The sequence below is a fragment of the Providencia sp. PROV182 genome (assembly GCF_028480325.1).
GTDB classification, from domain to species: domain Bacteria; phylum Pseudomonadota; class Gammaproteobacteria; order Enterobacterales; family Enterobacteriaceae; genus Providencia; species Providencia hangzhouensis.
The window spans coordinates 151,931-174,538 of sequence record NZ_JAMPOL010000009.1 but is presented as its reverse complement, the minus strand read 5'-3'; the positions used below and the strand labels follow the sequence as shown (position 1 = coordinate 174,538).

Genomic DNA, 22,608 nt, shown 5'->3' with positions numbered 1-22,608 from the left:
CCATTTGGTTATCATATGAAAATAGCAATTGCAGGTACAGGCTATGTAGGTCTGTCTAACGCCATGTTACTGTCACAAAACCACGAAGTGGTGGCCGTCGACATCGTGCCTGAAAAAGTGGCGATGCTGAACAATAAGCAATCGCCGATTATCGATACCGAAATTGAACAGTTTCTGCGTGAAAAAACACTCAATTTCCGTGCCACCCAAGATATTGTTGAAGCCTATACGGGCGCACAGTATGTGATTGTTGCCACACCGACTGACTATGACCCGAAAAGCAACTACTTCAATACCAAGTCAGTTGAATCAGTCATTCATGATGTGCAGAAAATCAACCCTACAGCCACCATTATTGTTAAATCCACCATCCCTGTTGGCTTTACTGAGCGCCTGCGTGAAGAGTTTGGCTACACCAATGTGATTTTCTCCCCTGAATTTTTACGTGAAGGCCGCGCGCTGTGGGATAACTTGTACCCATCACGCATTGTCGTTGGTGAACGCTCTGAGCGAGCGGAAATCTTTGCGGATTTGCTGCTCGAAGGCGCTATCAAAAAAGATGTCCCTGTGCTGTTTACCGATGGCACTGAAGCGGAAGCGATTAAATTATTCGCCAATACTTACTTAGCGATGCGTGTGGCCTATTTCAATGAATTAGATACCTATGCAGAGAGCCGTGGCTTGAACGCACGTCAAATCATCGAAGGGGTGTCTTTAGACCCACGTATTGGCAGCCATTATAACAACCCTTCATTTGGTTATGGCGGTTATTGCTTACCGAAAGACACCAAGCAGCTACTGGCTAACTATGACGATGTACCGAATAACCTCATTAATGCGATTGTGGAATCTAACCGTACCCGTAAAGACTTTATTTCGGATGCGATTATTGCCAAAGCGCCACGTAAAGTCGGGGTATATCGTTTAGTGATGAAAGCGGGTTCGGATAACTTCCGCGCCTCGGCGGTACAAGGTGTGATGAAACGCATCAAAGCGAAAGGCATTGAAGTGATTGTCTATGAGCCAGTGCTTAAAGAGGACGAATTTTTCCGTTCAAAAGTGTACCGTGACCTTGAAGCGTTCAAAGCCGATAGCGATATTATTTTAGCCAACCGGATGGTGCCTGAACTCGAAGATGTCGCAGAGAAAGTGTATACACGTGATCTGTTTGGCAATGATTAAGCGATAGGCTAAATTTATCGTTCTGCTTTTGCCAAAAATTTACCTTCGCTATAAACTACCTAAAAAATTATATTAAACACGTACACGTATAAGTGGGATGATGATAGCAACCCATCACTTATACCTTATCTAAACATTTTTTATCATAGGATGGTCTTGTGCTTAGTAAGCGTCTCCCACTGACACTACTCGCAGCCAGCATTTTGCTCACCGGCTGTACCGTTACCCCTGGTGTCTATATGTCTACATCAGGCAAAAATGTCGTCGACACTGGCGATCGTGATATCTCTAAATTTGTGGATATCTATCCGATTTCACCAAAACTGTTAGATGAGATGTACGTGGCTCCAGTGATCGCCAAGCCAAACCCGACACTTGAAAAGCAACTTTCAACTTATGAATATCGTGTGGGGGTGGGTGATGTGTTAACCATCACTGTATGGGATCACCCTGAATTAACTATTCCAGCGGGTTCTTATCGTAGCGCTGCCGACTCAGGTAACTGGGTTCATTCCAATGGCACCATTTACTACCCTTATATCGGTAACGTGAAAGTTGTTGGCAAAACGCTGTCGGAGATCCGTAATTTAGTTAGCAGTAAACTGGCTACCTATATTGAATCCCCGCAAGTGGATGTCAGTATTGCGGCATTCCGCTCACAAAAAATGTATGTTTCTGGTGAGGTCGCAAAACCAGGTACATTGCCAATTACCAATATCCCTCTGACCGTTCTGGAAGCCTTTAATAACGCGGGCGGTCTCACCGAAAAAGCCGATTGGGATAACGTCGTGCTGACCCGTAATGGCAAAGAAATTAAACTCTCATTGCAATCATTGGTACAGTATGGCGATATGACCCAAAACTACCTAATGATCCCAGGCGATACACTTTATGTACCACGCAACGACGGGCAAAAAGTATTTGTGATGGGTGAAGTCGGCCAGCCAAATACCCTAACTATTGACCGAGCAGGTATGAGTATCACTGAAGCACTCAGTAAAGCCGGGGGTACCGATCAAACAACCGCTAATGCAACCGGTGTGTTTGTTATCCGTCCAATTAAAAACCAAACCTCTGGTGATAAAGAACTTGATGCGTTGCTACCGAAAAAAATGGCAGCGGTATATCAGTTAGATTTATCGGATGCCACGGCAATGGTGATGGGTACAGAGTTTAAACTACAACCATACGATCTGGTCTATGTTACTGCCGCGCCTGTGGTACGTTGGAACCGTCTGATCACTCAATTACTACCAACCATCGCGACCTATAATCAGTTAACTGAAGGTACAAAACGTATTCACGACTGGTAATCGTCATGTTTAACAATATCCTAGTTGTTTGTATGGGTAATATTTGTCGCTCCCCCACAGGGGAGCGTTTATTACAGGCCCATTTCCCCAATAAAAAAGTACACTCTGCTGGCATTATTGCCAAAGACGATCGCCCCGCTTATGACAGTGCCATCCGTATCGCACAGCAACATGATCTCTGTTTAGACAATCATCAATCACGACGTTTAACCAGCGAATTATGTAAAGAAGCAGACTTAATCCTAGTGATGGAAAACGATCATATTGATAGGATCCATCAACAGTTTCCCGAAACTCGTGGAAAAGTCATGTTATTCGGCCAGTGGCTTAATAAAACCGAGATCCCAGATCCACATAAACGCAGTGATGAAATGTTTGAACATGTTTATCAACTGATGGAAAAAGCCGTTATACAGTGGCAAGGGAAAATTTAATTTTAATTTTGGAAGGCTTAGCATTTAACTGATTATGAACACGACAAAAAATAGCTCCTCTGCCTCGGATGAGATCGATCTGCTGGCGCTTTTTAAAGTATTAAAGTCCAGTTATCTTAAAATCGGCTTTTTTACTCTGTTTTTTATTTTGCTTGCAGCAGCTTACAGTTTTTTAGCGACTCCTATTTATCAAGCTAATGCGACACTGCAATATGACAAAGCCAGCCAAGTTTCTCTTGTTGACCAAATGAGTGAAATGATGCCATTAGCCAGCAGTGGTGGCCAAGTCGATTCCGAAATTGAAGTCATTAAGTCACGAATGGTGCTGGGCAAAACCGTGACTAACCTGAATTTAGATACTCAAATCGCACCGGCAGGCTTTTTTGATAAGCTGTGGGGTGATAAAACCGATGCTGTCGTGGCTCTCTATTTAGTTCCTGAAGACTTTATTGGAAAGCCTGCGACGTTGACCTATTTGGGCGATAACAAATATTCTCTCAATATTGAAGGTCAAGTTCTTGAAGGCACCGTTGGTATTCTCTTAAAACAAGACGATATTAGTTTATTGATTTCATCCTTAGTTGCAGAGGTTGGTCAAGAATTTACCTTAGTTAAAAATGCGCGTTATTCAACCATTGAAAATCTACGTAACACTTTAACTATTGCCGAAGTGGGTAAAGGAACCGGTATTATCAATATGGCCATTAAAGGTGCTGATAAAACCGAAAACGTGCAAATATTAAACAGTATTATTCAAAATTACGTCGATCAAAATACCGAGCGTAAAAAAGAAGTCACAAATAATACCTTATTATTCTTAGATGAATATCTGCCTAAGATTAAAACCAAGCTGGATAACTATGAAAATCAGTTAAACACTTTCCGTAAAAAGAATGAATCTATCGACTTATCATTAGAAGCCAAAGCCGCCCTTGATAGTGCTTTGCAAGTCGAAGAAAAGTTAAATGAACTCACTTTTAAAGAAGTTGAAATTCAGCAATTATATACACGTAACCACCCAGCTTACCAATCACTGCTTGATAAGCGCCAGCAGCTGTTACGTGAGAAAGAGAAAATCAGTAAAGCGATTCAAAAACTGCCGAATACTCAACAACAAATTGTTCGTTTAACCCGTGATGTAGAGTCTGAGCAAGCTATTTACAATCAATTAGTGGCAAAACAGCAGGAACTGAGTGTATTAAACTCAGGGATCACCGCTGATGTGCGTATTATTGACTCTGCTGAGTCTCAACCGAATGCCGTAGCACCTAAGAAAGCATTAATCTTAGTATTAGCTGCAATACTGGGCTTTATTGTGGGTTGTGCATATGTGATTGCTCGTGAGTTCTTTAATAATAAAATTAAAGGCACTGAGGATATTGATGCACTGGGCATCAACGTCTATGCCACTATTCCTTTCTCTACCCATGAGAAGAAATTGATTGCAGAAGGTAACAAGCACCCACTCGCATTAGAAAACCCTGCCGATACGGCGGTTGAAGCCATTCGTTCTTTGCGTACTAGTGTTTACTTCTCGGTAATGAACCAAGGTAATAATCTGGTTATGGTCACCAGTGCTTCACCGGGTGTAGGTAAAAGCTTTGTTACCTCCAATATGGCGGTGGTGCTAGCAAATGCAGGCAAAAAAGTGTTGTTAATCGATACTGACTTGCGTAAAGGCCGTATCCATAAAGCCTTTGGATTAAGTAATAAATTAGGCCTATCCGATTATCTCTCGCAATCAGATACTAGCCAGCCGAATATTCATAGTAGTGTTATTGAAAACCTCGATGTGATTTGTCGCGGTAAGAATGTCACGCACTCTTCTGAATTGCTGATGAGCGAGCGTTTTAAACGTTTACTTGATACGGTGAAAGGTCAATACGATATCGTCGTGATTGATACTGCGCCAATACTGGCAATTACCGACTCAGCTATTATTGGTAAGTACGTTGGGACCTCATTGCTTATCGCCTATTATGGTGTGAACACGGTGAAAGATATTGAGCTATCGCTCAAACGCTTTAAGCAAAACGATATCGAAATTACGGGTGTGATCTTAAATGGTATCGATGCCAAGTCAGACGATTATAATTATGTTTATGAGTACTAGGAAAGTACAATGAAAAACGCAAAAGTATTAGTCACTGGTGGTCTTGGCTACATTGGTAGCCATACCTGTGTACAAATGATTGAACAAGGCATGCAGCCAATTATTTTAGATAATCTCTGCAATGCTAATCCTGAAGTACTCAATCGCATTGAAACCATTACTGGCACCAAACCTATTTTCTACGTCGGTGATGTACGTGATAGCAAAATTTTAGATACCATTTTTGCCGAACATAAAATTGCATCGGTGATTCACTTTGCAGGACTAAAAGCCGTGGGTGAGTCAGTTCAAAAACCGATTGAGTACTATGACAATAATGTTAATGGAACTTTAGTTTTAATAACATCAATGCAAAAAGCGGGTGTAAAAAGCTTCATTTTTAGTTCTTCGGCTACGGTGTATGGTGATCCTGAAGAAGTACCGTTAACTGAAGAATCGAAAGTAGGTGGTACAACCAATCCATATGGTACCAGCAAATATATGGTTGAACGCATTCTTACCGACTTACATATTGCGCATGATGAATGGTCACTGACTTTATTACGTTATTTTAACCCTGTCGGAGCCCATACTTCAGGTTTAATGGGGGAAGACCCTCTGGGTATTCCAAATAATTTGACCCCTTATATTGCTCAAGTTGCTGTTGGTCGTCATAAAGAAGTCATGGTATTTGGCACTGATTACCCAACTCCAGATGGTACTGGCGTACGTGATTATATCCATGTTATGGATTTAGCTAGCGGTCATATTGCAGCATTAAACAATGTCAGCCATCAAGCAGGCCTACATATCTATAATCTAGGTACGGGTAAAGGAACGAGTGTATTAGAGATGATTGCTGCTTTTGAAAAAGCATCAGGTAAATCTATCCCGTATAAAATTGTTGAGCGCCGCCCTGGTGATATCGCTGAATGTTGGTCTAGCCCTAAAAAAGCATTTAACGATTTGGGATGGAAAGCTCAATATTCAGTACAAGATATGGTTAATGATAGCTGGCGCTGGCAATCGCAGAATCCTAATGGCTATAAATAGATTTATTTGATTTAGGTTAAGATATGAATATTGATATAGATTCTTTTGCTTTATATATTGGCGTTAAGGCAGAGTATTTAGCTATGTTATATAGAACCACATGCGAATTAGAAGGATTACCATTACCGAAAAGAAATAGGCATGGTAAGGTAAAAATGAGTGAGGTTTTGATTTTTAAACAACACGTTGAAGATAAAAATAAAGGGGGACTGTCCTAGATAATTAAGATCATCTAGGATAGTTCTACGAGAAAAAGCGGACTCAGTCAGTACAAATAGGAATGGTTAATTGAGCTGTTCGTTACAGGCTCTACAGCTAGTATTGCTGCCGAATTAGTTGGTGTCCAACACCGCGGCTTATTGTTCCAATCGCCTCAGAGTGCTAATCGCTGAGCACGTTGATAAGCATTCTTGGTTTGATGGAGAGATATAAATCGACGAAAGTTATTTTGGTGGAAGCCGTAAAGGTTCTTTAGGTAGAGGCACAGTCGGTAAAGTGACTGTATTCCAGCTATTGAAGTGTAGTGACAAGGTTTATACTAAGATTATACCAGATGCCAAATCTCACATATTGCTACCGATAATTGGGGCGTGTATTCAATATAGAGATCATCACAATAGGTAATGCTCCCGCTCGATGAATGTGCCGATGATTTTGTCATGCATTTCAGGCGACTTAGAGTAACCTAACGTCTTACGGTTAAGACGCTTTAAGTGATTTCTTAAATTCAAATTCTCTCTTTCTATTCGTTGGGTATAAAACTTACTTGCTACGTGTTTTTGTTTAGGTAATATCTCATAAGCACTGAACTTATCCGTGCACCAAAAAGCCACATTAAACCGAGACAGTAAAGCCAGTAACTGGCGAAGGGTTCTCTTGTTTCGACGACCAAATGTATGCGCAATAATCCGTTTTAGGCGAGGTTCCCAGGCATACCAAAGCCAGCGTTGTTGTTTCTTATTAGCCACAAAAGACCACTGTTCATCAACTTCGCAAAGGAGTTCAATATGCAAACTATTAAGTGGTAAAGGAGTTACCTGCTTCGGCGAGAGTTTTTTAAAGTACGAACAACCGCATTAATGCTGATATGAAGGGCCCTAGCAGTATCACGAATACCGGCATTATTCATCGTGAGGTCGATAATTTTATCTTTAGTTCCGGGTTGGCAAGCACGATATTTATAATCGAGTTGGAAGCTTCGGCAGCAATCTTGGCAACGATAACGTTGATGACCAGTGCTACCTAATCCATGTTTTTTCACTGTGGGCGTTTGTTGACAAAATGGGCACCTTACATCGACTTTAGCCATGAATATTCTCCGATAAATTACCCTGTATTACAGGTTAATCACCGGATTGAATACATGACTGAAAATTTTTGGAACGAAGCGAAGTTCTATATGCATAAATTTAACGGCATCCCGAAGGCACATTTTGAGCTGTGTCAGAAGGAATGCGAGTGCCGTTTTAACACAAACACCAATGAACCATGCTAAAATAATTAAAAATAAAATTTAAACCTTATCTAGGACAGTCCCAAATCTTAACGAAGCTTTACTGAAACTCGGCACTTAAATCCACACTATAATGAATAGCCACCAATTGACAGTTTACATAGCCGAGGCTACGGTCATTTCGATATTCTCGCGACCAAAGCTTGGTATTCTCGTTTAGATAGCGCCCTTTTAAAAATCACGCCAATAGTTGTAGATGAGCCAGCTTTGGTGGCAGGTTATTACAACATTGAAAAAGAGCGCTTAAAAGAGGCGTATTTTCAACGAGGGCTATTGCTTCTGATGTGAACAATAACCCAGAAGGCACCAAGCTTTGGCATTTAGTACGTGAAGGCAAACTAGAGCGTGTTGATCTTTTCGGTATAAAAAGCAGACAGCAAATGGGGCTATAATGGTTTCGCCAAAAATCAAAAAACACCCCCAAATGCCGAGACTTATGTTAACAGATGATAGCTGGAAGTTACTATCAAAGATCATGCACCTAACCGGACGTATTTATAACAAACCAGAACATAGAATGACCCTTGAAGGTATTTTATTCCGAATAAGAACAGGCATTCCATGGCGCGATTTACCTCGTCAATTTGGTGAATGGAATACGGTATGGGGCTGTCCTAGATAAGGTTTAAATTTTACCTTTAACTATCTGTTTTAGCATAGTTAATTGTTGTTTTGCACTAGGTGTGTTAAATCGCCATTCACACTCTTTTAAATACAGCTCAAAATGAGCCTTCGGAATACCGTTAAATTTACGCATGTGACGCTTCGCCTGGTTCCAAAAATTCTCAATGCCATTGATGTGATTTTGCCGGTCTTTTTTGTCGACAAACTGAGTGCTGTGGTTGATTCTGTAATGCTTAAAATCACTCACATCCAGTACGTCATAACTGGCAAAATTATCTGTGTAGACGATGCTGTCAGGGTAAATTTTTGACTCAATTATTGGCAGTAATGTCCTCGATTTAGCATCGGGTATGACCTTGGTATAAACCTTGCCACCACGCTTAAGAAGCCCGAAAACAGGCACTTTGCCAGCAGCACCTCTGCCACGAAGACCTTTACGACGACCACCAAAATAACTTTCGTTCAATTCAATTTCGCCATCAAACCAGGAGTGCTTATCAACATGCTCTGCTATCAGCACTCTGAGCCGATGAAAATAGTATGCGGCAGTGTTCCTGTGGACACCAACCAGCTCTGCGGCAATACGGGCTGTAGAGCCTGCAATAAACAGCTCAAGTAACCGTTCCTGTTTGTACTGACTGAGTCTGCTTTTTCTCATGAAACTATCCTAGACGATCTTAGTTATCTAGGACAGCCCCTACGGTATTTAGACGTTTTAACCTTTGGTCAAAGAAAGGCGTGATGATGGAAATTTTCCAATTTCTATCTCGCTTCAATGATCCTCAGTGGCTATTTATTGATGCCAGTATCGTGAAAACGCATCAAGATGGAGCCAACGTTAAAGATGCTTCAAAGCAGGCTATAGGCAAAAGTCGAGGCGGCAACTCAACTAAAATACATTTAGCGGTAGATAGCAGTGGTCTTCCGGTTCATTTTGAGTTGTCAGGTGGGCAAGCCCATGATGTGAGTTATGCAGAAACATTGGTTACCTCTTCACCGGAAGCCGAAGTTGTTATTGCAGATAAAGGCTATGACTGTGAAGCCTTACGACAGTTGATAAAAAGCCGTCGGGGTCAGCATGTCATCCCAAGAAAAGGGAATAGTAAACAAGGGAATAAAGATATTGATTGGTGCTTATATCGATATCGTCATTTAGTTGAAAATGCCTTCCTAAAAATAAAGAAATATCGAGCAGTGGCGACTCGGTATGACAAATTAGCCCGAAATTATGAAAGTGTTGTTGCTTTAGCATTTTCAATCATGTGGCTCCCAATGTGGGTCGATATGAAATATGCACTACAAAGATAAACACGCTCTAGATGATTAATCGTAAGAAAATATTATGTGCTGCACAATCGTTAATCATAAAGTGATCCAGAAAGGTGATGCAACATCAACGGATGGTGGCATACTTGAAGGGTGTTATGTTGAAAGCCAATATGTGGCTATCTTGCTTCTACTAGTGCATTTGTCATATCAGTAAGATAAATATCCATTTAATGGTTTGCATTAAATAAAAAAAGAATATCAAAAATAGCCATCTTTATGTATATCCGTAAAGATGGCTTAAAATAGAGTTTAGTTTGATTAATGTTCTAGCTTATGGATGTCATTGGGGTACCACGACATTCTTTATTTCCCGCCTTAAGAGATGAAAGCGGTTTGACTCTCATGTTGTTGTCCTATCTACCCACCCGTATGATAAACATATCCTCCACTGTGAAAAATGCCGCCTTGTTCAAGACAAACATCACGTCCATAGCGTTCATAGTCAAAGTAATGGGATAAATGACCCAGTTGGGCTAAATCATAACAACCACTTTCTTCTATCCAGTAATAACCTAAATCATATTCATTATTGACCCCCGCTAATTGCTGGAAAGAATCTAAATTATCCGCTAAATGAATTAAATCATGGATTGAACTCGTTGAAGAACCGATTTCAATGGCTGCCTGATAAAGGTTAATTTCATCTGGCGATAACATGGCTAATTGCGTGGCTAACTCGTTCAACTCATCTAAAAGGCTGTATTCTGAAATGTGGGAAGAAAGGCCATCAATGGAGGATTCATAGTCGGTCAAGAAATACTCTTCATAGTGAATGCCATCAATGCCAATCCGCATTAAACAGTGTTCGATCTCTTTTGAGGTTGCTGGAAGCTCAAGCCACTCACCAACCAGTTCACCTTCGTTATATTTACCTAAATTCGTAATAAAAACAGAAATCATCCCCGATTTTAGGCATAGGGAAGCCGTCGCAGTTATACGCATATTCGTGTCCTATTATTGATGTATTGTGATTTAATTAATGGCGATATTTTGATAAAGGGAGCTATTTCCCTTTAGAAGATGATATTGATATAAAAAGCCAATCAGCTGAAAAACAGACAACTCGCTTTAAAATGATTAATGACGTTTTAGAGCAGGATAATGAGTTGCCTTACAATCCCGATAAGATGTTATGCTTTCTATCATGATCTCAATTTGCGTGGGTTAAAACGAAAAAAGCCCCTGTCCAATAAACTAGGGGCAGTTCAGACTTACAGACTCCTAAGAGATGAAACCCCATCAGGGGTTTCCGTTAACTTATGGCTATCAATCAAACGTGTATTCACACTCGATACATTCATAACGATCAAATACCACGCCATCTAAAGCTGAACCACTCACAGCCCCAGCAGTAGCTCCAGCGACTAAACGTCCAAATAGAGCGCCTACCGCAGCACCAGCAATCGTCCCTACAACAGGAACAGCAGAGAGCCGATAGACGCTCCAGCTAGTGCGCCTGATACGCCACCAGCAACAGCTCCTGTCTTTTTCCCGATATGACGTTCACGAATGCGAGTTGAATCGCAGGCCGGGCAACGAATGTAATTTTCCATGATAATTTCCTTTTAGGTTGATTTAAAAGCAAAAAAGCCCCTGTCCGTGAGGACAGAGGCTTTCAGTGATAAAGCTTCTTTATTGAATGAGATGTATTACGATAAATAGTGGTTAGTTATCATGCGTTTTGACGATGAAAATTCCCATGAACAATATTGCCACCATTTCGCAATGAATCGATATAGTCGGCATACTACCGTAGTATTCGACTCCTCGTATTGAAAATGGATCTCCTATATGACATGGCTAAAGTTTTAGTGATTCATTGGATTATTCAACTTTGCAAAGTCGAATGGCGAAATCGTTTGTTCACGATTAGCATCCAAATAATCCGCCCACCACTGCACCATTAATCGGCGTTGATCTATATGTTCTGCCTTATGAATATAAGCAGCCCTCACTGAGTTACGTTCTTGGTGGCTCATTTGCCTTTCTACTGCATCCTTCGACCATAAACCTGATTCAACTAATGAACTACACGCCATCGTTCTAAAACCGTGTCCACAAATTTCAGTTTTGGTATCATAGCCCATCACACGTAAGGCTTTATTGACTGTATTTTCACTCATGGGTTTAAAGGGATTATGAGCGCCCGTTAGGATCAATTCATGTTCACCCGTCCATGCCCAAATTTCTTTCAGTATAGTGATGGCTTGGTGGCTAAGGGGAACTAAATGCGGAGTGCGCATTTTAGCGCCTCTGTGTGAGAATTTAACGCCGGGTATAGGCTTTCGCTGAGCAGGAATCGTCCATAAGGCTTTATCGAAGTCAATTTCAGACCAACGCGCATAGCGAAGTTCGCTTGATCTAATAAATACTAATAAATTTAACATCACGGCTAGGCGAGTGACGGGTTGCCCTTTATAAGCATCGATACGGGTAATGAGTTCCGGTAGACGGTCAAGGTTAAGAGCTGGACGGTGTTGGCGTTGTACAGTCGTTACAGCCCCTGCGGTATCAATAGCAGGGTTATAGCCAATAATACCTGATTGCACCGCATAACGCATGACAGCAGCGATACGTTGCTGTAAACGCGCAGCTATCTCATAAATCTCTTTACTTTCTGCTGCACGGATAGGGATCAGTAGATCAGGTGTTTTGAGGGTAGTGATATCACGTAGACCAATGTATGGGAATACATGCGACTCCAAACTCTTTAAAACCTTTTCACTGTGTGATTCAGACCATTTTTTATTGCTGGCATGCCATTGTCTTGCGATGGTTTCAAAAGAGAGATTAGCATCAGAAGCTGCTTTAGCCACACGTTTTTGTTCGCACGGGTCAATACCGTCAGCAATCAATTTTCTTGCTTCATCACGTTTTAAACGCGCCTCTGATAAAGAGACATCAGGGTATAAACCCAATGCTAAGGTTTTCTCTTTACCTAAATGGCGGTAGCGTAATCGCCAGTACTTAGAACCATTAGAGTGAACCAATAAGTGCAGACCTGCACCATCGGTTAATTTATAGGATTTCACATCGGGTTTAGCCGCCCGAATTTTAGCGTCAGTCAGTGCCATAGTGAGCTTCCTGAGAGATAAAGTGGGTACAAAATTCTATCGAACTAGTGTATACCCGCAATTGTACCCACGCAATGGGGTTGATGTGGGTAGAATCGAGTAGAATTCAGTTGAGTTGAAACTTTGGGAGAGTGTTGATTTTAGCGGGCTTTACAAACAAAAACAGACGTCGGTTGACGTCTGTTGATAATAAGGTGGTGCCCGGACTCGGAATCGAACCAAGGACACGGGGATTTTCAATCCCCTGCTCTACCGACTGAGCTATCCGGGCAACGGGGCGCATTAAACCGTATTCAGCCGTTTGCGTCAATGCATTTTTAATAAAAAACCACTTTTTTTTACTGAGTGTTTTCTTTTTCAGCAAAATGTGTGTGTTTAGTATGCGTTAGTTGTTTTTTTAACTTAACGCTCCTTTTTTACGGCATAGTGCGATTGTTAGGATATCCTCAGAAAGGTGTTGTGCAATCTCGACATCTTGAATGTCTCTTTGTACTAATAAACGGTTTAAACAGCCTTCAAGTACTAGTTCCATTTGGTTAGCAACCAATACAGAGTCTTCAATATCTAGCTCTTCTAATAGGTTTTTAGTGAAGTGAAACGAATTGTCTTTTTGCAAGCGACTTAATTGGTGGATAGGGTGCTCTGCATCTGGGTAATAATTACATGCAGAAATAAATAAACAGCCAGGGAAACGCCCTTGGCTGACTTTTTCTGATAATTGTTGGTAGCGAGCCATTAATTTTTGCTGTGGGCTTAGGGACTCATCTAGCAAAGTCTGTCGCTGCCATACTTCGATTTGCTGGCTATGATAGCGTAAGCAATCATAAATAAGCGCCTCATCGTCTGGCCAGAACTGGCGAATAGTAGAGAAATCAGATTCAATTTCACTGAGTAAATTCTCTGTAGATGCGGATAAGCCTTGAATTTCCAATTGATTTAACGCATGGCTCAAAATAATTTCGCGTTGGATAGGCATTGTTAACTCCATCACAATAATGTCTGATTTTTATCCATCATAACAATGTTCAATTGTGAATTATAGCGGTTTGCAGTGCTATTATGAGTCGTCGTTTTCGAAGGAGAACGAAATCAAATAGGAAATTAAGAGGGGGAGTTTAAAGCAAACAGGAGGGGGAAGAACCCCCCTGAAACGAACTTCATGGATTTATATCGGTCTTAGTTGATCAACTTAGCTTCTAATGCAGCATCGATATAATAAAACTGAAAGACTTTTTTCATAAAATCATCAATATCATGTGTTCGTAATTCGAGAGCTTGTAAAATATCTAAAAGACCTTGGATCGTAATCGCATTTTTACCTCTTTCATAACGAGAAACTTGCTGTTGGCTGATTTTTAAGCGAGAAGCTAATTGTGAGCCAGTTAAGCCCACCACTTTTCTACGGTGTTTTAAAAAGCTTCCAATATAAACGGTTACATTTGTATTTTCATTTCTTTGAGTATTTAGCATTACTCCTCCAAATATATAAATATTGAACAAATAAGTTATTTTTCTATTAAAGTTTCGTGATGTTTAATTTGTGTCACTCAGAGTGATTAAAAGATAATTATCAGACTTTTCGGATATTATTAAACAAGGGTAAGTTAATTATTACCAATATTTATGGCGGATTGATTTTAAATTTTTGATAGATGATTTCTATCTTTGGTACTCTCAATTCGTGTGTGATGAGAGGCTTTTTAGTGTTATTGTTTGTTTGTTTTTGTTTTATTAGTGATTTATTTTGATGGTTATTTATTTTTACTTTATTTTTGAATTTATATTTCTACTTGTGATTTTGAAGAAATGAATGAAGCAGCTTGTCATTATATGATTATAGTCATTGTTTGTTACACTTATATGTAGAGTATTAATATAGATATATTGTTAGAAAAATACTTATTTCTGATTTTAATTTAATTATTAACAACCGAGTTCAATATATTTTAAATATATTTTTAATAAATGGCTTAGTTTTTTATCTGAATGATTATTATATTTTTATAATTTCCTCCGTGACTTTGTATAGAATAACAAAAATAATATGTTATATGTAGGCATAGAAAACCCGTGCGATTTGCACGGGTCTTTATAATATTAATTGATACTAATATAAACTATAGGATCATACCGCCGAATAAGAAGCCGAATGAAACAGCTAATGCGACAGCGATGGTACCTGGAATAAAGAATGGATGGTTAAAGACAAATCGGCCAATACGTGTTGTCCCTGTATCATCCATTTGTACTGCTGCAACCAGTGTTGGGTAAGTAGGCAGAATAAATAGACCAGAAACCGCAGAGAATGATGCGATAGCCGTTAGTGGGCTTACATTCAGCGCTAATGCCATAGGCATCAATGCTTTTGCTGTTGCAGCTTGTGAGTATAGTAAAGCAGAACAGAAGAAGAAAATTACCGCTAACATCCAAGAGTGCTCATGGATTAAATCACCGGCAGTTTCTTTGATCCAGTCAATGTTATGCTGTACGAAAGTATCACCTAACCAAGCAACACCTAAAATACAAATACATGCGCTCATACCTGCTTTAAAGGTACTTGAGTTCAAGATTGCATCAGTATTAACACGACAGAAAATAGTGATTAATGTCGCTACAGTCAGCATGATAATCAAAATAGCATTTGTGGTGTTCATTAATGGGGTTTCGACAATCCCTAAGCTTGGGCTGTTAATGATGGCATAACAGACAACGCCAACAACCCCAAGTAAGAACAGCAGTACAGAAGACTTAGCACCGGCTTTGATTTCTTTTACTTGGCTACCACGCAGTTCAACTAAACCTTCAGCTAAACGTTTTTGGTAGATAGGGTCATCGGATAATTTAGAGTTAAAAGTCCAAGAGATGATGAACGACATCAAAATGATAGCAAGGAATGTCGCAGGTAATAGAACACTTAAGAGAGAGATGTAACTGACTGTGTTACCTGCACCAACCATTGCAGGGTTTTCCATGACGGATGCCATGTAAACCACTGCAGCAGAAATTGGTGATGCTGTAATACCTATCTGAGCAGCAACAACCGCAGTTGATAATGGACGGCACGGTTTTACGCCTTGCTCTTTTGCAACTTCTGCAATAACAGGCAGTGTTGCTAAAGAGATATTACCTGTCCCTGCGAAAAGTGTCAGGAAGTAGGTAACAATGGGTGCAAGAATGGTGATGTATTTAGGATTGCGGCGCAGTAATTTTTCGGTTTGGGCAACTAAATAGTCCAGACCCCCAGCAATTTGCATTGCAGAGATAGCGGCAATAACAGCCATGATGATTGAGATAACGTCAAATGGAATGGTTCCTGGTTTTACGCCAATAGCAGCGAGTACCAGTACCCCAAGGCCACCGGCGAAGCCGATACCTATCCCACCTAAACGGGCCCCCAAAAAGATGGCCAGCAGAACAATAATAAATTCTACGGCTAACATAGTGTTTACTCCTCGATAAAATGAAAATTAAAATTATGAAACTGTTATGTTAATTATTTGTGTGTGTATCAATCAAAAAAGGCACGCTTTCTATTGAGAGGCGTGCCTTTATTTTTAAGTGTTATTTATGATAAACATAAATTTTTTAGTCATCAAAGCGTTTTGCTTTATAAGCTGGGTGTTTTAAGTTCTCAATAGAGAAAATATCATCCAGTTCAGCTTCGGTCAGCAAACCGCGTTCTAAAACAACTTCGCGGACGCTCTTACCAGTTTCAGCACAAATTTTACCCACGATGTCACCATTATGGTGGCCAATAAATGGGTTCAAGTAAGTGACGATACCGATGGAGTTAAATACAAACGCTTCACAGATTTCTTTGTTTACTGTAATGCCGCTAATGCATTTTTCTTGCAGATTACGACATGCGTTGCTCATTAAAGAGATGGATTCGAACATCGCTTGGCCAATCGCTGGTTCCATTACGTTTAATTGCAATTGACCCGCTTCAGCAGCCATTGTTACGCAGATATCGTTACCAATAACTTTGAAACAAGCTTGGTTAACAACTTCAGGAATTACAGGGTTAACTTTTGCTGGCATGATAGAAGAACCAGCTTGTAACTCAGGTAAATTGATTTCTTTCAGACCTGCACGAGGACCGGAAGATAACAGACGTAAGTCGTTACAAATTTTAGACAGTTTCATTGCCAGACGTTTTAAGCCCGCGTGAACTGTGATGTAAGCGCCGCAGTCAGAGGTTGCTTCGATTAAGTCTTCTGCAGGAACGCATGGTAAACCAGTCACTTCAGCTAATTTTTTAACGGCAAGCTCTGAGTAACCAGGTGCAGTATTCAAGCCTGTACCGATAGCAGTAGCGCCTAAGTTAACTTCGAGCAGTAATTCGATGCTGCGTTTTAAGTTTTTCTCTTCTTCTTTTAAGAGAGTAGCGAAAGCATGGAATTCTTGGCCGACGGTCATTGGAACAGCATCCTGCAACTGGGTTCGGCCCATTTTCAGAATGTCTTTGTATTCTTCAGCTTTAGCTTCAAAGCCTTTTCTCAGGTATTCAACAGATTCAATTAACTTCAGTACTGAGTTATACACTGCGATACGGAACCCAGTAGGGTAAGCATCGTTAGTGGATTGACTTTTGTTCAGGTGATCATTTGGGTTGAGGAATTCATATTCCCCTTTTTTGTGACCCATCAGCTCTAAACCGATATTCGCCAGTACTTCATTGGTATTCATGTTCAGTGATGTGCCCGCACCACCTTGGAATACGTCAACAGGGAACTGATCCATGCATTTGCCTTCATTCAACACAACGTCACAGGCTTTGATAATAGTCTCTGCGATATTACGAGGAATAGTTTTCAGTTCTTTGTTGGCTAAAGCTGCCGCTTTTTTTACCATAACCATGCCGCGGATAAATTCTGGGACATCGTTAATAGTGCGGTCGCTGATATAAAAGTTTTCAATCGCACGCAGAGTATGAACACCATAATAGGCATCAGCTGGAACTTCTTTTTTACCTAACAGGTCTTCTTCGATACGAGTATTGTTTGACATGAGAACCTTCTTAATTAGATTACAGTTACTGTCCGTTTATGCGCTTTAAAAATCTATACTTCGTAAAACAAAATTCACAGGTGATTAATATTGCAAAGTAAAACTTTACAAGCAATTAACACCGTCTACTACGTTGTCAGCATTATGATCTACTGATTTATGGGTAGATGATATGCTTTTAATCATCTATTGCCTTGAACCTAGATCACTATATAGTTTGATTTATGCAACAGATTTCACGTTGTGTGACATTCATCACAGATAAGTATCATTAATGAAAAAAATCTGTGAGTTGAAAAGCGTTATCTCTGCCCCAATTATTATGGCTATACTAAAGAAAAAAGCGAATATTGATAGTTGTCTCTTAGATGCAGTTCACAAAGGTTTCCCTAGGGGCGTAAAATAATCGATAGCTTATTGAAATAAAGGAGAACTTGTGCGCTGGTTACCACTCATTCTGATATGTATTCTCGTTTACATTGAATCCGTGATTTTTGTGCGGGTTGCATCCGAAGTTGGTGTTTTAATGACGCTAATTTTGGTCGTTTTGACATCCTGTTTAGGTGTGTCACTCGTTAAAAATCAAGGTATGAAAAATGTACTACAAATCCAACAAAAGTTAGCATCGGGTGAAAGCCCAGCAGCTGAAATGATCAAGAGCGTTGCATTGGTTTTAGCGGGCTTCTTGTTGATTGTGCCGGGGTTCTTTACAGATTTTATTGGCTTACTATTGTTACTTCCGCCAATTCAAAAGCTTATTGTAATGCGCTTAATTCCTCATATTCGTTTCTACCAGCCGGGTTCAGGTTTTAATCAAACAGGAAATAGCGGCTTTCAACGTGGCGATACTTTTGAGGGGGAATTCCAACGTAAGCAAGATGATCCTTCTTTTACAATCGATAGTTCAGATAAAACAGATTCATCGGATAAAGACGAACGCCCTAAACCATAAAACCACCCTATTTATGGGGAGATAAAAATGAAAAATTTTTTATCTCCCCCCTTGAAGTCCCTCTTCTTCGCCCCAATCTGCTCAAACATGGTACTAGTTTATTTAAGACATGCTGGTATCGTCCTTTTACCTAGTATGGACTTTATTTATAGGAGAACTATTAATGAAAATTCGTCCATTGCATGACCGTGTTATCGTTAAGCGTAAAGAAGTTGAATCAAAATCTGCCGGCGGGATCGTTCTGACGGGTACTGCTGCAAGCAAATCAACTCGTGGTGAAGTTCTTGCTGTTGGCAACGGCCGCATCCTCGAAAATGGTGAAATCAAAGCACTGGATGTGAAAGTTGGCGATATCGTAATTTTTAACGATGGTTATGGCGTGAAAGCTGAAAAAATCGACAATGAAGAAGTTCTGATTATGTCCGAAAGTGACATTCTGGCAATTGTTGAAGCGTAATTTTCACTTAAAACTTCTCAACGAACGAAAAGAATTTGAAGGAAAGAGATAATGGCAGCTAAAGACGTTAAATTTGGTAGTGATGCACGTACGAAAATGCTTCGTGGTGTGAATGTTCTGGCAGACGCAGTAAAAGTTACTTTAGGTCCTAAAGGCCGTAACGTAGTTTTAGATAAATCTTTTGGTTCACCAGTTATCACCAAAGATGGTGTTTCAGTTGCACGTGAAATCGAATTAGAAGACAAATTCGAAAACATGGGCGCTCAAATGGTGAAAGAAGTTGCTTCTAAAGCTAACGACGCTGCAGGTGACGGTACAACAACTGCAACTGTACTGGCTCAAGCTATCATTACTGAAGGCTTAAAAGCGGTTGCTGCGGGTATGAACCCAATGGACCTGAAACGCGGTATCGATAAAGCAGTTGTTGCTGCAGTTGAAGAACTGAAAGCCTTGTCTGTTCCTTGTTCAGACACTAAATCAATCGCACAGGTTGGTACTATTTCTGCAAACTCCGACGAAACCGTGGGTAAATTAATTGCAGAAGCTATGGATAAAGTCGGTAAAGAAGGCGTTATCACGGTTGAAGAAGGTACTGGTCTGGAAGACGAGCTGGATGTGGTTGAAGGTATGCAATTTGACCGCGGTTACTTGTCTCCTTACTTCATCAATAAACCAGAAACAGGTGCTGTTGAGTTAGAAAACCCATTCATCCTGTTAGTTGACAAAAAAGTCTCTAACATCCGTGAATTACTGCCAGTATTAGAAGGCGTTGCTAAAGCAAGCAAACCACTGTTAATCATCGCTGAAGATGTTGAAGGTGAAGCACTGGCAACTCTGGTTGTTAACACCATGCGTGGTATTGTTAAAGTTGCAGCGGTTAAAGCACCGGGCTTCGGTGACCGCCGTAAAGCCATGCTGCAAGATATCGCAATTCTGACTAACGGTACTGTTATCTCTGAAGAGATCGGTATGGAGTTAGAAAAAGCGACATTAGAAGATTTAGGTCAAGCAAAACGTATTGTTATTAACAAAGACACTACCACTATCATTGATGGTGTGGGTGAAGAATCTGCGATTGCGGGCCGTGTTGCACAAATTCGTCAACAAATCGAAGAATCTTCTTCTGACTACGACCGTGAAAAACTGCAAGAGCGCGTTGCTAAATTAGCAGGCGGTGTTGCTGTTATTAAAGTGGGCGCAGCAACTGAAGTTGAAATGAAAGAAAAACGTGCTCGTGTTGACGATGCTCTGCATGCAACTCGCGCAGCGGTTGAAGAAGGTGTTGTTGCTGGTGGTGGTACTGCACTGGTTCGCGTTGCAGCGAAACTGGAAGCACTGACTGGTGAAAACGAAGAACAAAACGTAGGTATTCGTGTTGCTCTGCGTGCGATGGAAGCGCCAATGCGTCAAATCGTTACTAACGCAGGTGAAGAAGCCTCTGTTGTTGTTAACAACGTGAAAGCAGCAAAAGGTAACGAAGGTTACAACGCGGCGACTGATACTTACGGCGACATGATTGACATGGGTATCTTAGACCCAACTAAAGTAACGCGTTCTGCTCTGCAATTCGCAGCGTCTATCGCAGGTCTGATGATTACCACTGAAGCGATGATCACTGAACTGCCAAAATCAGACGCACCTGACTTAGGTGCTGCTGGTATGGGCGGCATGGGTGGAATGGGCGGTATGATGTAAGCCAGCTGGCGACATCAAGCTTAAGTAGTCACTAACTCAGTTAGGGCTACCCACCACAAAACCGGTATCGTTAGTGTTCCTAGCGGTGCCGGTTTTTTATTGGTTTTTAATAAATATATAACCATTAATTATTGATGAATGTAATACCTCGAAACGATGTACAATTAATGCGTTATACGATTTATTTTTGCGTCAATGTTGCTTCACAGGTTATATTTAACGTAAGGTAAATGGTTTGAATTAGTAAAGAATAGAGCAGGTTCTTGGTTAATTTGTGGTAAACTCTATTCGGCTGGTGATGTGCGGCAATTATGGCGCTGTATGTTAATCACCTCCTAGATATTTCAATTAATAGATTATTGAAACTAAAGCGATTTTCAAACCAGCTGCAAAAACACAATGAAAAAATGAGGGAAAACATGCGAATTAAAGTCTTGCTTGGTGCTGCTGCATTATTGCTTTTAGCAGGTTGTTCAACAACAACTAATTTGACTGCGGCAGGCTCACAAGTTCGTTTTGTTGAGAATCAACCAGGAAGTGATTGCCAACTTCTCGGTCAGGTTGCAGGGACTCAAAGCAACTGGTTGAGTGGTGTGAATAATGAATCTAGCTCAATGCGCAGCGCAGCAAATGATTTACGTAATAAAGCCGCGGCAATGGGCGGTAACGTGATTTTTGGTGCATCAAGTCCAAGTGAAACTGTGTTATCTAGCTTCATTCCATTAGATAGCAAAATGGTTGGCCAAGTTTATAAGTGCCCCTAAAATGAATTCATAGCGCCCAAATGATGATTTGGGCGTTTTGCTTTCTAGTTCTGCCTTAAATTAAGGTCAAGCAGTGTTTTACTTGGCTCTCCCCCAATTTCCCGAGCGAGCTTAGGTACAAGGTACCCTGAGACTTTACTCAATAATTGCTGTATTAATTGTCTAGCTTCAGTATCACTCACTAAAAAGTGAGCGGCACCTTGGACTTTATCTAATACATGTAAGTAATAAGGTAAAATACCCGCATCAAACAGAGCATTACTTAAATTCATCAGAGCTGTCACGTTGTCATTAACTTGGCGCAGTAATACGCTTTGGTTTAATAATGTCACACCTGATAACTTTAGTTTTTGCATAGCATTGGTGAATGACTCGTCGATTTCGTTAGCGTGGTTAACGTGTGTCACCATAATTACTTGTAACCTTGAGCTAGCAAGGCGTTTACAGAGAGTTTCAGTGATACGTTCAGGTATCACTACAGGCAAACGAGTATGAATTCTAAGGCGTTTTATATGTGGGATCGCCTCTAATTGGCTGATAAGCCAATCGAGTTCATGGTCTTTTGCCATCAATGGATCACCACCTGAGAAGATGATTTCATTGAGTTCGGTGTGGTTTTTTATATAATCCACAGCCATCAACCAGTTATTTTTATTTCCTTTGTTGTCTTCATAAGGAAAATGCCGGCGAAAACAGTAGCGACAGTTGACTGCACAGCCACCTTTTACCAGCAGTAATGCGCGGTTGTGGTATTTATGCAGTAAACTTGGAATTTCATTATCCTGCTCTTCTAGTGGGTCAGTAGAAAAACCTGGATGTATATCAAACTCTGCTTTTGCGGTTAATACCTGCAATAACAGAGGATCTAGTGGATCGCCTTTCTTCATACGTGAAATAAAGGGCATTGGAACGCGTAAAGGAAATAGTTTACGTGCCTCACTGCCTTCTTTTGATAAAAGGTGATTTTCTAGGTTAAGTATTTGCAGCAATTCATCTGGATTAGTGATTGCTTCTGCAAGTTGTTGTATCCAGACTTCTCTGGATGAGGTATTTTGAGTTACAATATCGACCATTTTTTGGCTATGCCATTTTTAGTTTATAAATTAGAGGATCACC

The 22,608-nt window shown here is 40.5% G+C and carries 21 protein-coding genes, 1 tRNA gene and 3 pseudogenes; 14 read left to right on the top strand and 11 right to left on the bottom strand.

The annotated features are described in order from the left end of the window. Positions 1 to 15 precede the first annotated feature (15 nt). The 7 genes and pseudogenes from PR834_RS07775 to PR834_RS07745 all read left to right on the top strand — a co-directional run. Positions 16 to 1,182: a nucleotide sugar dehydrogenase gene (locus tag PR834_RS07775; RefSeq protein WP_014656699.1), complete on the top strand. Its 1,167-nt coding sequence runs from the start codon at positions 16 to 18 to the stop codon at positions 1,180 to 1,182. Positions 1,183 to 1,340: 158 nt separating this feature from the next. After that, positions 1,341 to 2,495, top strand: a complete 1,155-nt coding sequence (locus PR834_RS07770) for a polysaccharide export protein (RefSeq protein ID WP_014656698.1) — start codon at positions 1,341 to 1,343, stop codon at positions 2,493 to 2,495. A 5-nt stretch (positions 2,496 to 2,500) separates the two neighbouring features. Next, complete coding sequence (locus PR834_RS07765; RefSeq protein WP_014656697.1) at positions 2,501 to 2,929, top strand: arsenate reductase/protein-tyrosine-phosphatase family protein; 429 nt, start codon at positions 2,501 to 2,503, stop codon at positions 2,927 to 2,929. A gap of 34 nt (positions 2,930 to 2,963) precedes the next feature. Next, positions 2,964 to 5,042 (top strand): polysaccharide biosynthesis tyrosine autokinase, encoded by a 2,079-nt coding sequence (locus PR834_RS07760; protein ID WP_014656696.1) that lies wholly within the window; start codon positions 2,964 to 2,966, stop codon positions 5,040 to 5,042. A gap of 9 nt (positions 5,043 to 5,051) precedes the next feature. Beyond that, entirely contained in the window at positions 5,052 to 6,074 is a 1,023-nt protein-coding gene (galE, locus tag PR834_RS07755) for a UDP-glucose 4-epimerase GalE (protein WP_272536564.1), read from the top strand. Between the two features lie 23 nt (positions 6,075 to 6,097). Next, complete coding sequence (locus PR834_RS07750) at positions 6,098 to 6,292, top strand: hypothetical protein (protein ID WP_014656694.1); 195 nt, start codon at positions 6,098 to 6,100, stop codon at positions 6,290 to 6,292. Between the two features lie 69 nt (positions 6,293 to 6,361). Beyond that, positions 6,362 to 6,659: pseudogene (locus PR834_RS07745) on the top strand (IS1595 family transposase); the annotation flags it as partial. A gap of 26 nt (positions 6,660 to 6,685) precedes the next feature. On the opposite strand, the gene PR834_RS07740 reads toward PR834_RS07745, so the two are convergent. Continuing rightward, positions 6,686 to 7,383 (bottom strand): IS1 family transposase gene (locus PR834_RS07740; protein ID WP_148271190.1). Its coding sequence is split into 2 segments (ribosomal slippage): positions 6,686 to 7,134 and positions 7,134 to 7,383, totalling 699 coding nucleotides; the frame shifts between segments, so codons are not numbered across the junction. Positions 7,384 to 8,011: 628 nt separating this feature from the next. Here PR834_RS07740 and PR834_RS07730 point away from each other — a divergent pair. Next, positions 8,012 to 8,194 (top strand): annotated as a pseudogene (locus tag PR834_RS07730) (transposase); the annotation flags it as partial. Positions 8,195 to 8,212: 18 nt separating this feature from the next. Here the strand turns inward: PR834_RS07730 and PR834_RS07725 are convergent. Then, a complete protein-coding gene (locus PR834_RS07725; RefSeq protein ID WP_014656690.1) occupies positions 8,213 to 8,869 on the bottom strand; it encodes an IS1595-like element ISEc75 family transposase in 657 nt (218 codons plus the stop codon). Between the two features lie 41 nt (positions 8,870 to 8,910). Here PR834_RS07725 and PR834_RS07720 point away from each other — a divergent pair. Together PR834_RS07720 and PR834_RS07715 are read left to right on the top strand one after the other, a co-directional pair. Next, a pseudogene (locus PR834_RS07720) lies at positions 8,911 to 9,519 on the top strand (IS5 family transposase); the annotation flags it as partial. A gap of 34 nt (positions 9,520 to 9,553) precedes the next feature. Next, positions 9,554 to 9,694, top strand: a complete 141-nt coding sequence (locus PR834_RS07715) for a hypothetical protein (protein ID WP_158309809.1) — start codon at positions 9,554 to 9,556, stop codon at positions 9,692 to 9,694. A 203-nt stretch (positions 9,695 to 9,897) separates the two neighbouring features. On the opposite strand, the gene PR834_RS07710 is transcribed toward PR834_RS07715, so the two are convergent. The 8 genes from PR834_RS07710 to aspA form a co-directional block, all read right to left on the bottom strand. Continuing rightward, entirely contained in the window at positions 9,898 to 10,482 is a 585-nt protein-coding gene (locus PR834_RS07710; RefSeq protein WP_014656688.1) for an antirestriction protein ArdA, read from the bottom strand. Between the two features lie 467 nt (positions 10,483 to 10,949). Beyond that, complete coding sequence (locus PR834_RS07705; RefSeq protein ID WP_272536563.1) at positions 10,950 to 11,093, bottom strand: hypothetical protein; 144 nt, start codon at positions 11,091 to 11,093, stop codon at positions 10,950 to 10,952. Positions 11,094 to 11,348: 255 nt separating this feature from the next. Then, positions 11,349 to 12,614, bottom strand: coding sequence for a tyrosine-type recombinase/integrase (locus PR834_RS07700; protein WP_014656686.1), 1,266 nt, complete (start codon positions 12,612 to 12,614; stop codon positions 11,349 to 11,351). Positions 12,615 to 12,809: 195 nt separating this feature from the next. After that, positions 12,810 to 12,885 (bottom strand) — tRNA-Phe (locus tag PR834_RS07695). Positions 12,886 to 13,011: 126 nt separating this feature from the next. After that, complete coding sequence (gene dicD, locus PR834_RS07690; protein ID WP_409201109.1) at positions 13,012 to 13,584, bottom strand: division control transcriptional repressor DicD; 573 nt, start codon at positions 13,582 to 13,584, stop codon at positions 13,012 to 13,014. Positions 13,585 to 13,790: 206 nt separating this feature from the next. Beyond that, on the bottom strand, positions 13,791 to 14,084 hold the full coding sequence (locus PR834_RS07685; protein WP_004258707.1) for a helix-turn-helix domain-containing protein: 294 nt from the start codon (positions 14,082 to 14,084) through the stop codon (positions 13,791 to 13,793). Between the two features lie 647 nt (positions 14,085 to 14,731). Then, entirely contained in the window at positions 14,732 to 16,054 is a 1,323-nt protein-coding gene (locus PR834_RS07680; protein ID WP_004258703.1) for an anaerobic C4-dicarboxylate transporter, read from the bottom strand. 145 nt (positions 16,055 to 16,199) lie between these two features. Then, positions 16,200 to 17,624: an aspartate ammonia-lyase gene (gene aspA / locus PR834_RS07675; RefSeq protein WP_004258700.1), complete on the bottom strand. Its 1,425-nt coding sequence runs from the start codon at positions 17,622 to 17,624 to the stop codon at positions 16,200 to 16,202. 436 nt (positions 17,625 to 18,060) lie between these two features. Here aspA and PR834_RS07670 point away from each other — a divergent pair, with 436 nt between their 5' ends. From PR834_RS07670 to PR834_RS07655, 4 genes are all read left to right on the top strand, one after another. Beyond that, positions 18,061 to 18,576 carry an FxsA family protein gene (locus tag PR834_RS07670; protein WP_272536562.1) on the top strand — a complete coding sequence of 172 codons (516 nt, stop codon included), beginning with the start codon at positions 18,061 to 18,063 and terminating at the stop codon, positions 18,574 to 18,576. Positions 18,577 to 18,739: 163 nt separating this feature from the next. Next, positions 18,740 to 19,033 carry a co-chaperone GroES gene (locus tag PR834_RS07665; protein ID WP_004908085.1) on the top strand — a complete coding sequence of 98 codons (294 nt, stop codon included), beginning with the start codon at positions 18,740 to 18,742 and terminating at the stop codon, positions 19,031 to 19,033. A gap of 51 nt (positions 19,034 to 19,084) precedes the next feature. Then, complete coding sequence (groL, locus tag PR834_RS07660) at positions 19,085 to 20,728, top strand: chaperonin GroEL (protein WP_004258673.1); 1,644 nt, start codon at positions 19,085 to 19,087, stop codon at positions 20,726 to 20,728. A 419-nt stretch (positions 20,729 to 21,147) separates the two neighbouring features. Then, on the top strand, positions 21,148 to 21,492 hold the full coding sequence (locus PR834_RS07655) for a DUF4156 domain-containing protein (protein ID WP_004908089.1): 345 nt from the start codon (positions 21,148 to 21,150) through the stop codon (positions 21,490 to 21,492). A 44-nt stretch (positions 21,493 to 21,536) separates the two neighbouring features. Here the strand turns inward: PR834_RS07655 and epmB are convergent, their stop codons facing one another. Further along, positions 21,537 to 22,565, bottom strand: a complete 1,029-nt coding sequence (gene epmB / locus PR834_RS07650; RefSeq protein WP_110591180.1) for an EF-P beta-lysylation protein EpmB — start codon at positions 22,563 to 22,565, stop codon at positions 21,537 to 21,539. Between the last annotated feature and the right edge of the window lie 43 nt (positions 22,566 to 22,608).

Excerpts from the sequence above, each read along its gene's own strand:
- PR834_RS07775 (WP_014656699.1), top strand. The coding sequence starts at position 16 with ATGAAAATAGCAATTGCAGGTACAGGCTATGTAGGTCTGTCTAACGCC.
- PR834_RS07765 (WP_014656697.1), top strand. The coding sequence starts at position 2,501 with ATGTTTAACAATATCCTAGTTGTTTGTATGGGTAATATTTGTCGCTCC.
- PR834_RS07760 (WP_014656696.1), top strand. The coding sequence starts at position 2,964 with ATGAACACGACAAAAAATAGCTCCTCTGCCTCGGATGAGATCGATCTG.
- galE (WP_272536564.1), top strand. The coding sequence starts at position 5,052 with ATGAAAAACGCAAAAGTATTAGTCACTGGTGGTCTTGGCTACATTGGT.
- PR834_RS07750 (WP_014656694.1), top strand. The coding sequence starts at position 6,098 with ATGAATATTGATATAGATTCTTTTGCTTTATATATTGGCGTTAAGGCA.
- PR834_RS07725 (WP_014656690.1), bottom strand. The coding sequence starts at position 8,869 with ATGAGAAAAAGCAGACTCAGTCAGTACAAACAGGAACGGTTACTTGAG.
- PR834_RS07715 (WP_158309809.1), top strand. The coding sequence starts at position 9,554 with ATGTGCTGCACAATCGTTAATCATAAAGTGATCCAGAAAGGTGATGCA.
- PR834_RS07710 (WP_014656688.1), bottom strand. The coding sequence starts at position 10,482 with ATGCGTATAACTGCGACGGCTTCCCTATGCCTAAAATCGGGGATGATT.
- PR834_RS07705 (WP_272536563.1), bottom strand. The coding sequence starts at position 11,093 with ATGGAAAATTACATTCGTTGCCCGGCCTGCGATTCAACTCGCATTCGT.
- PR834_RS07700 (WP_014656686.1), bottom strand. The coding sequence starts at position 12,614 with ATGGCACTGACTGACGCTAAAATTCGGGCGGCTAAACCCGATGTGAAA.
- PR834_RS07685 (WP_004258707.1), bottom strand. The coding sequence starts at position 14,084 with ATGCTAAATACTCAAAGAAATGAAAATACAAATGTAACCGTTTATATT.
- PR834_RS07680 (WP_004258703.1), bottom strand. The coding sequence starts at position 16,054 with ATGTTAGCCGTAGAATTTATTATTGTTCTGCTGGCCATCTTTTTGGGG.
- aspA (WP_004258700.1), bottom strand. The coding sequence starts at position 17,624 with ATGTCAAACAATACTCGTATCGAAGAAGACCTGTTAGGTAAAAAAGAA.
- PR834_RS07665 (WP_004908085.1), top strand. The coding sequence starts at position 18,740 with ATGAAAATTCGTCCATTGCATGACCGTGTTATCGTTAAGCGTAAAGAA.
- groL (WP_004258673.1), top strand. The coding sequence starts at position 19,085 with ATGGCAGCTAAAGACGTTAAATTTGGTAGTGATGCACGTACGAAAATG.
- PR834_RS07655 (WP_004908089.1), top strand. The coding sequence starts at position 21,148 with ATGCGAATTAAAGTCTTGCTTGGTGCTGCTGCATTATTGCTTTTAGCA.
- epmB (WP_110591180.1), bottom strand. The coding sequence starts at position 22,565 with ATGGTCGATATTGTAACTCAAAATACCTCATCCAGAGAAGTCTGGATA.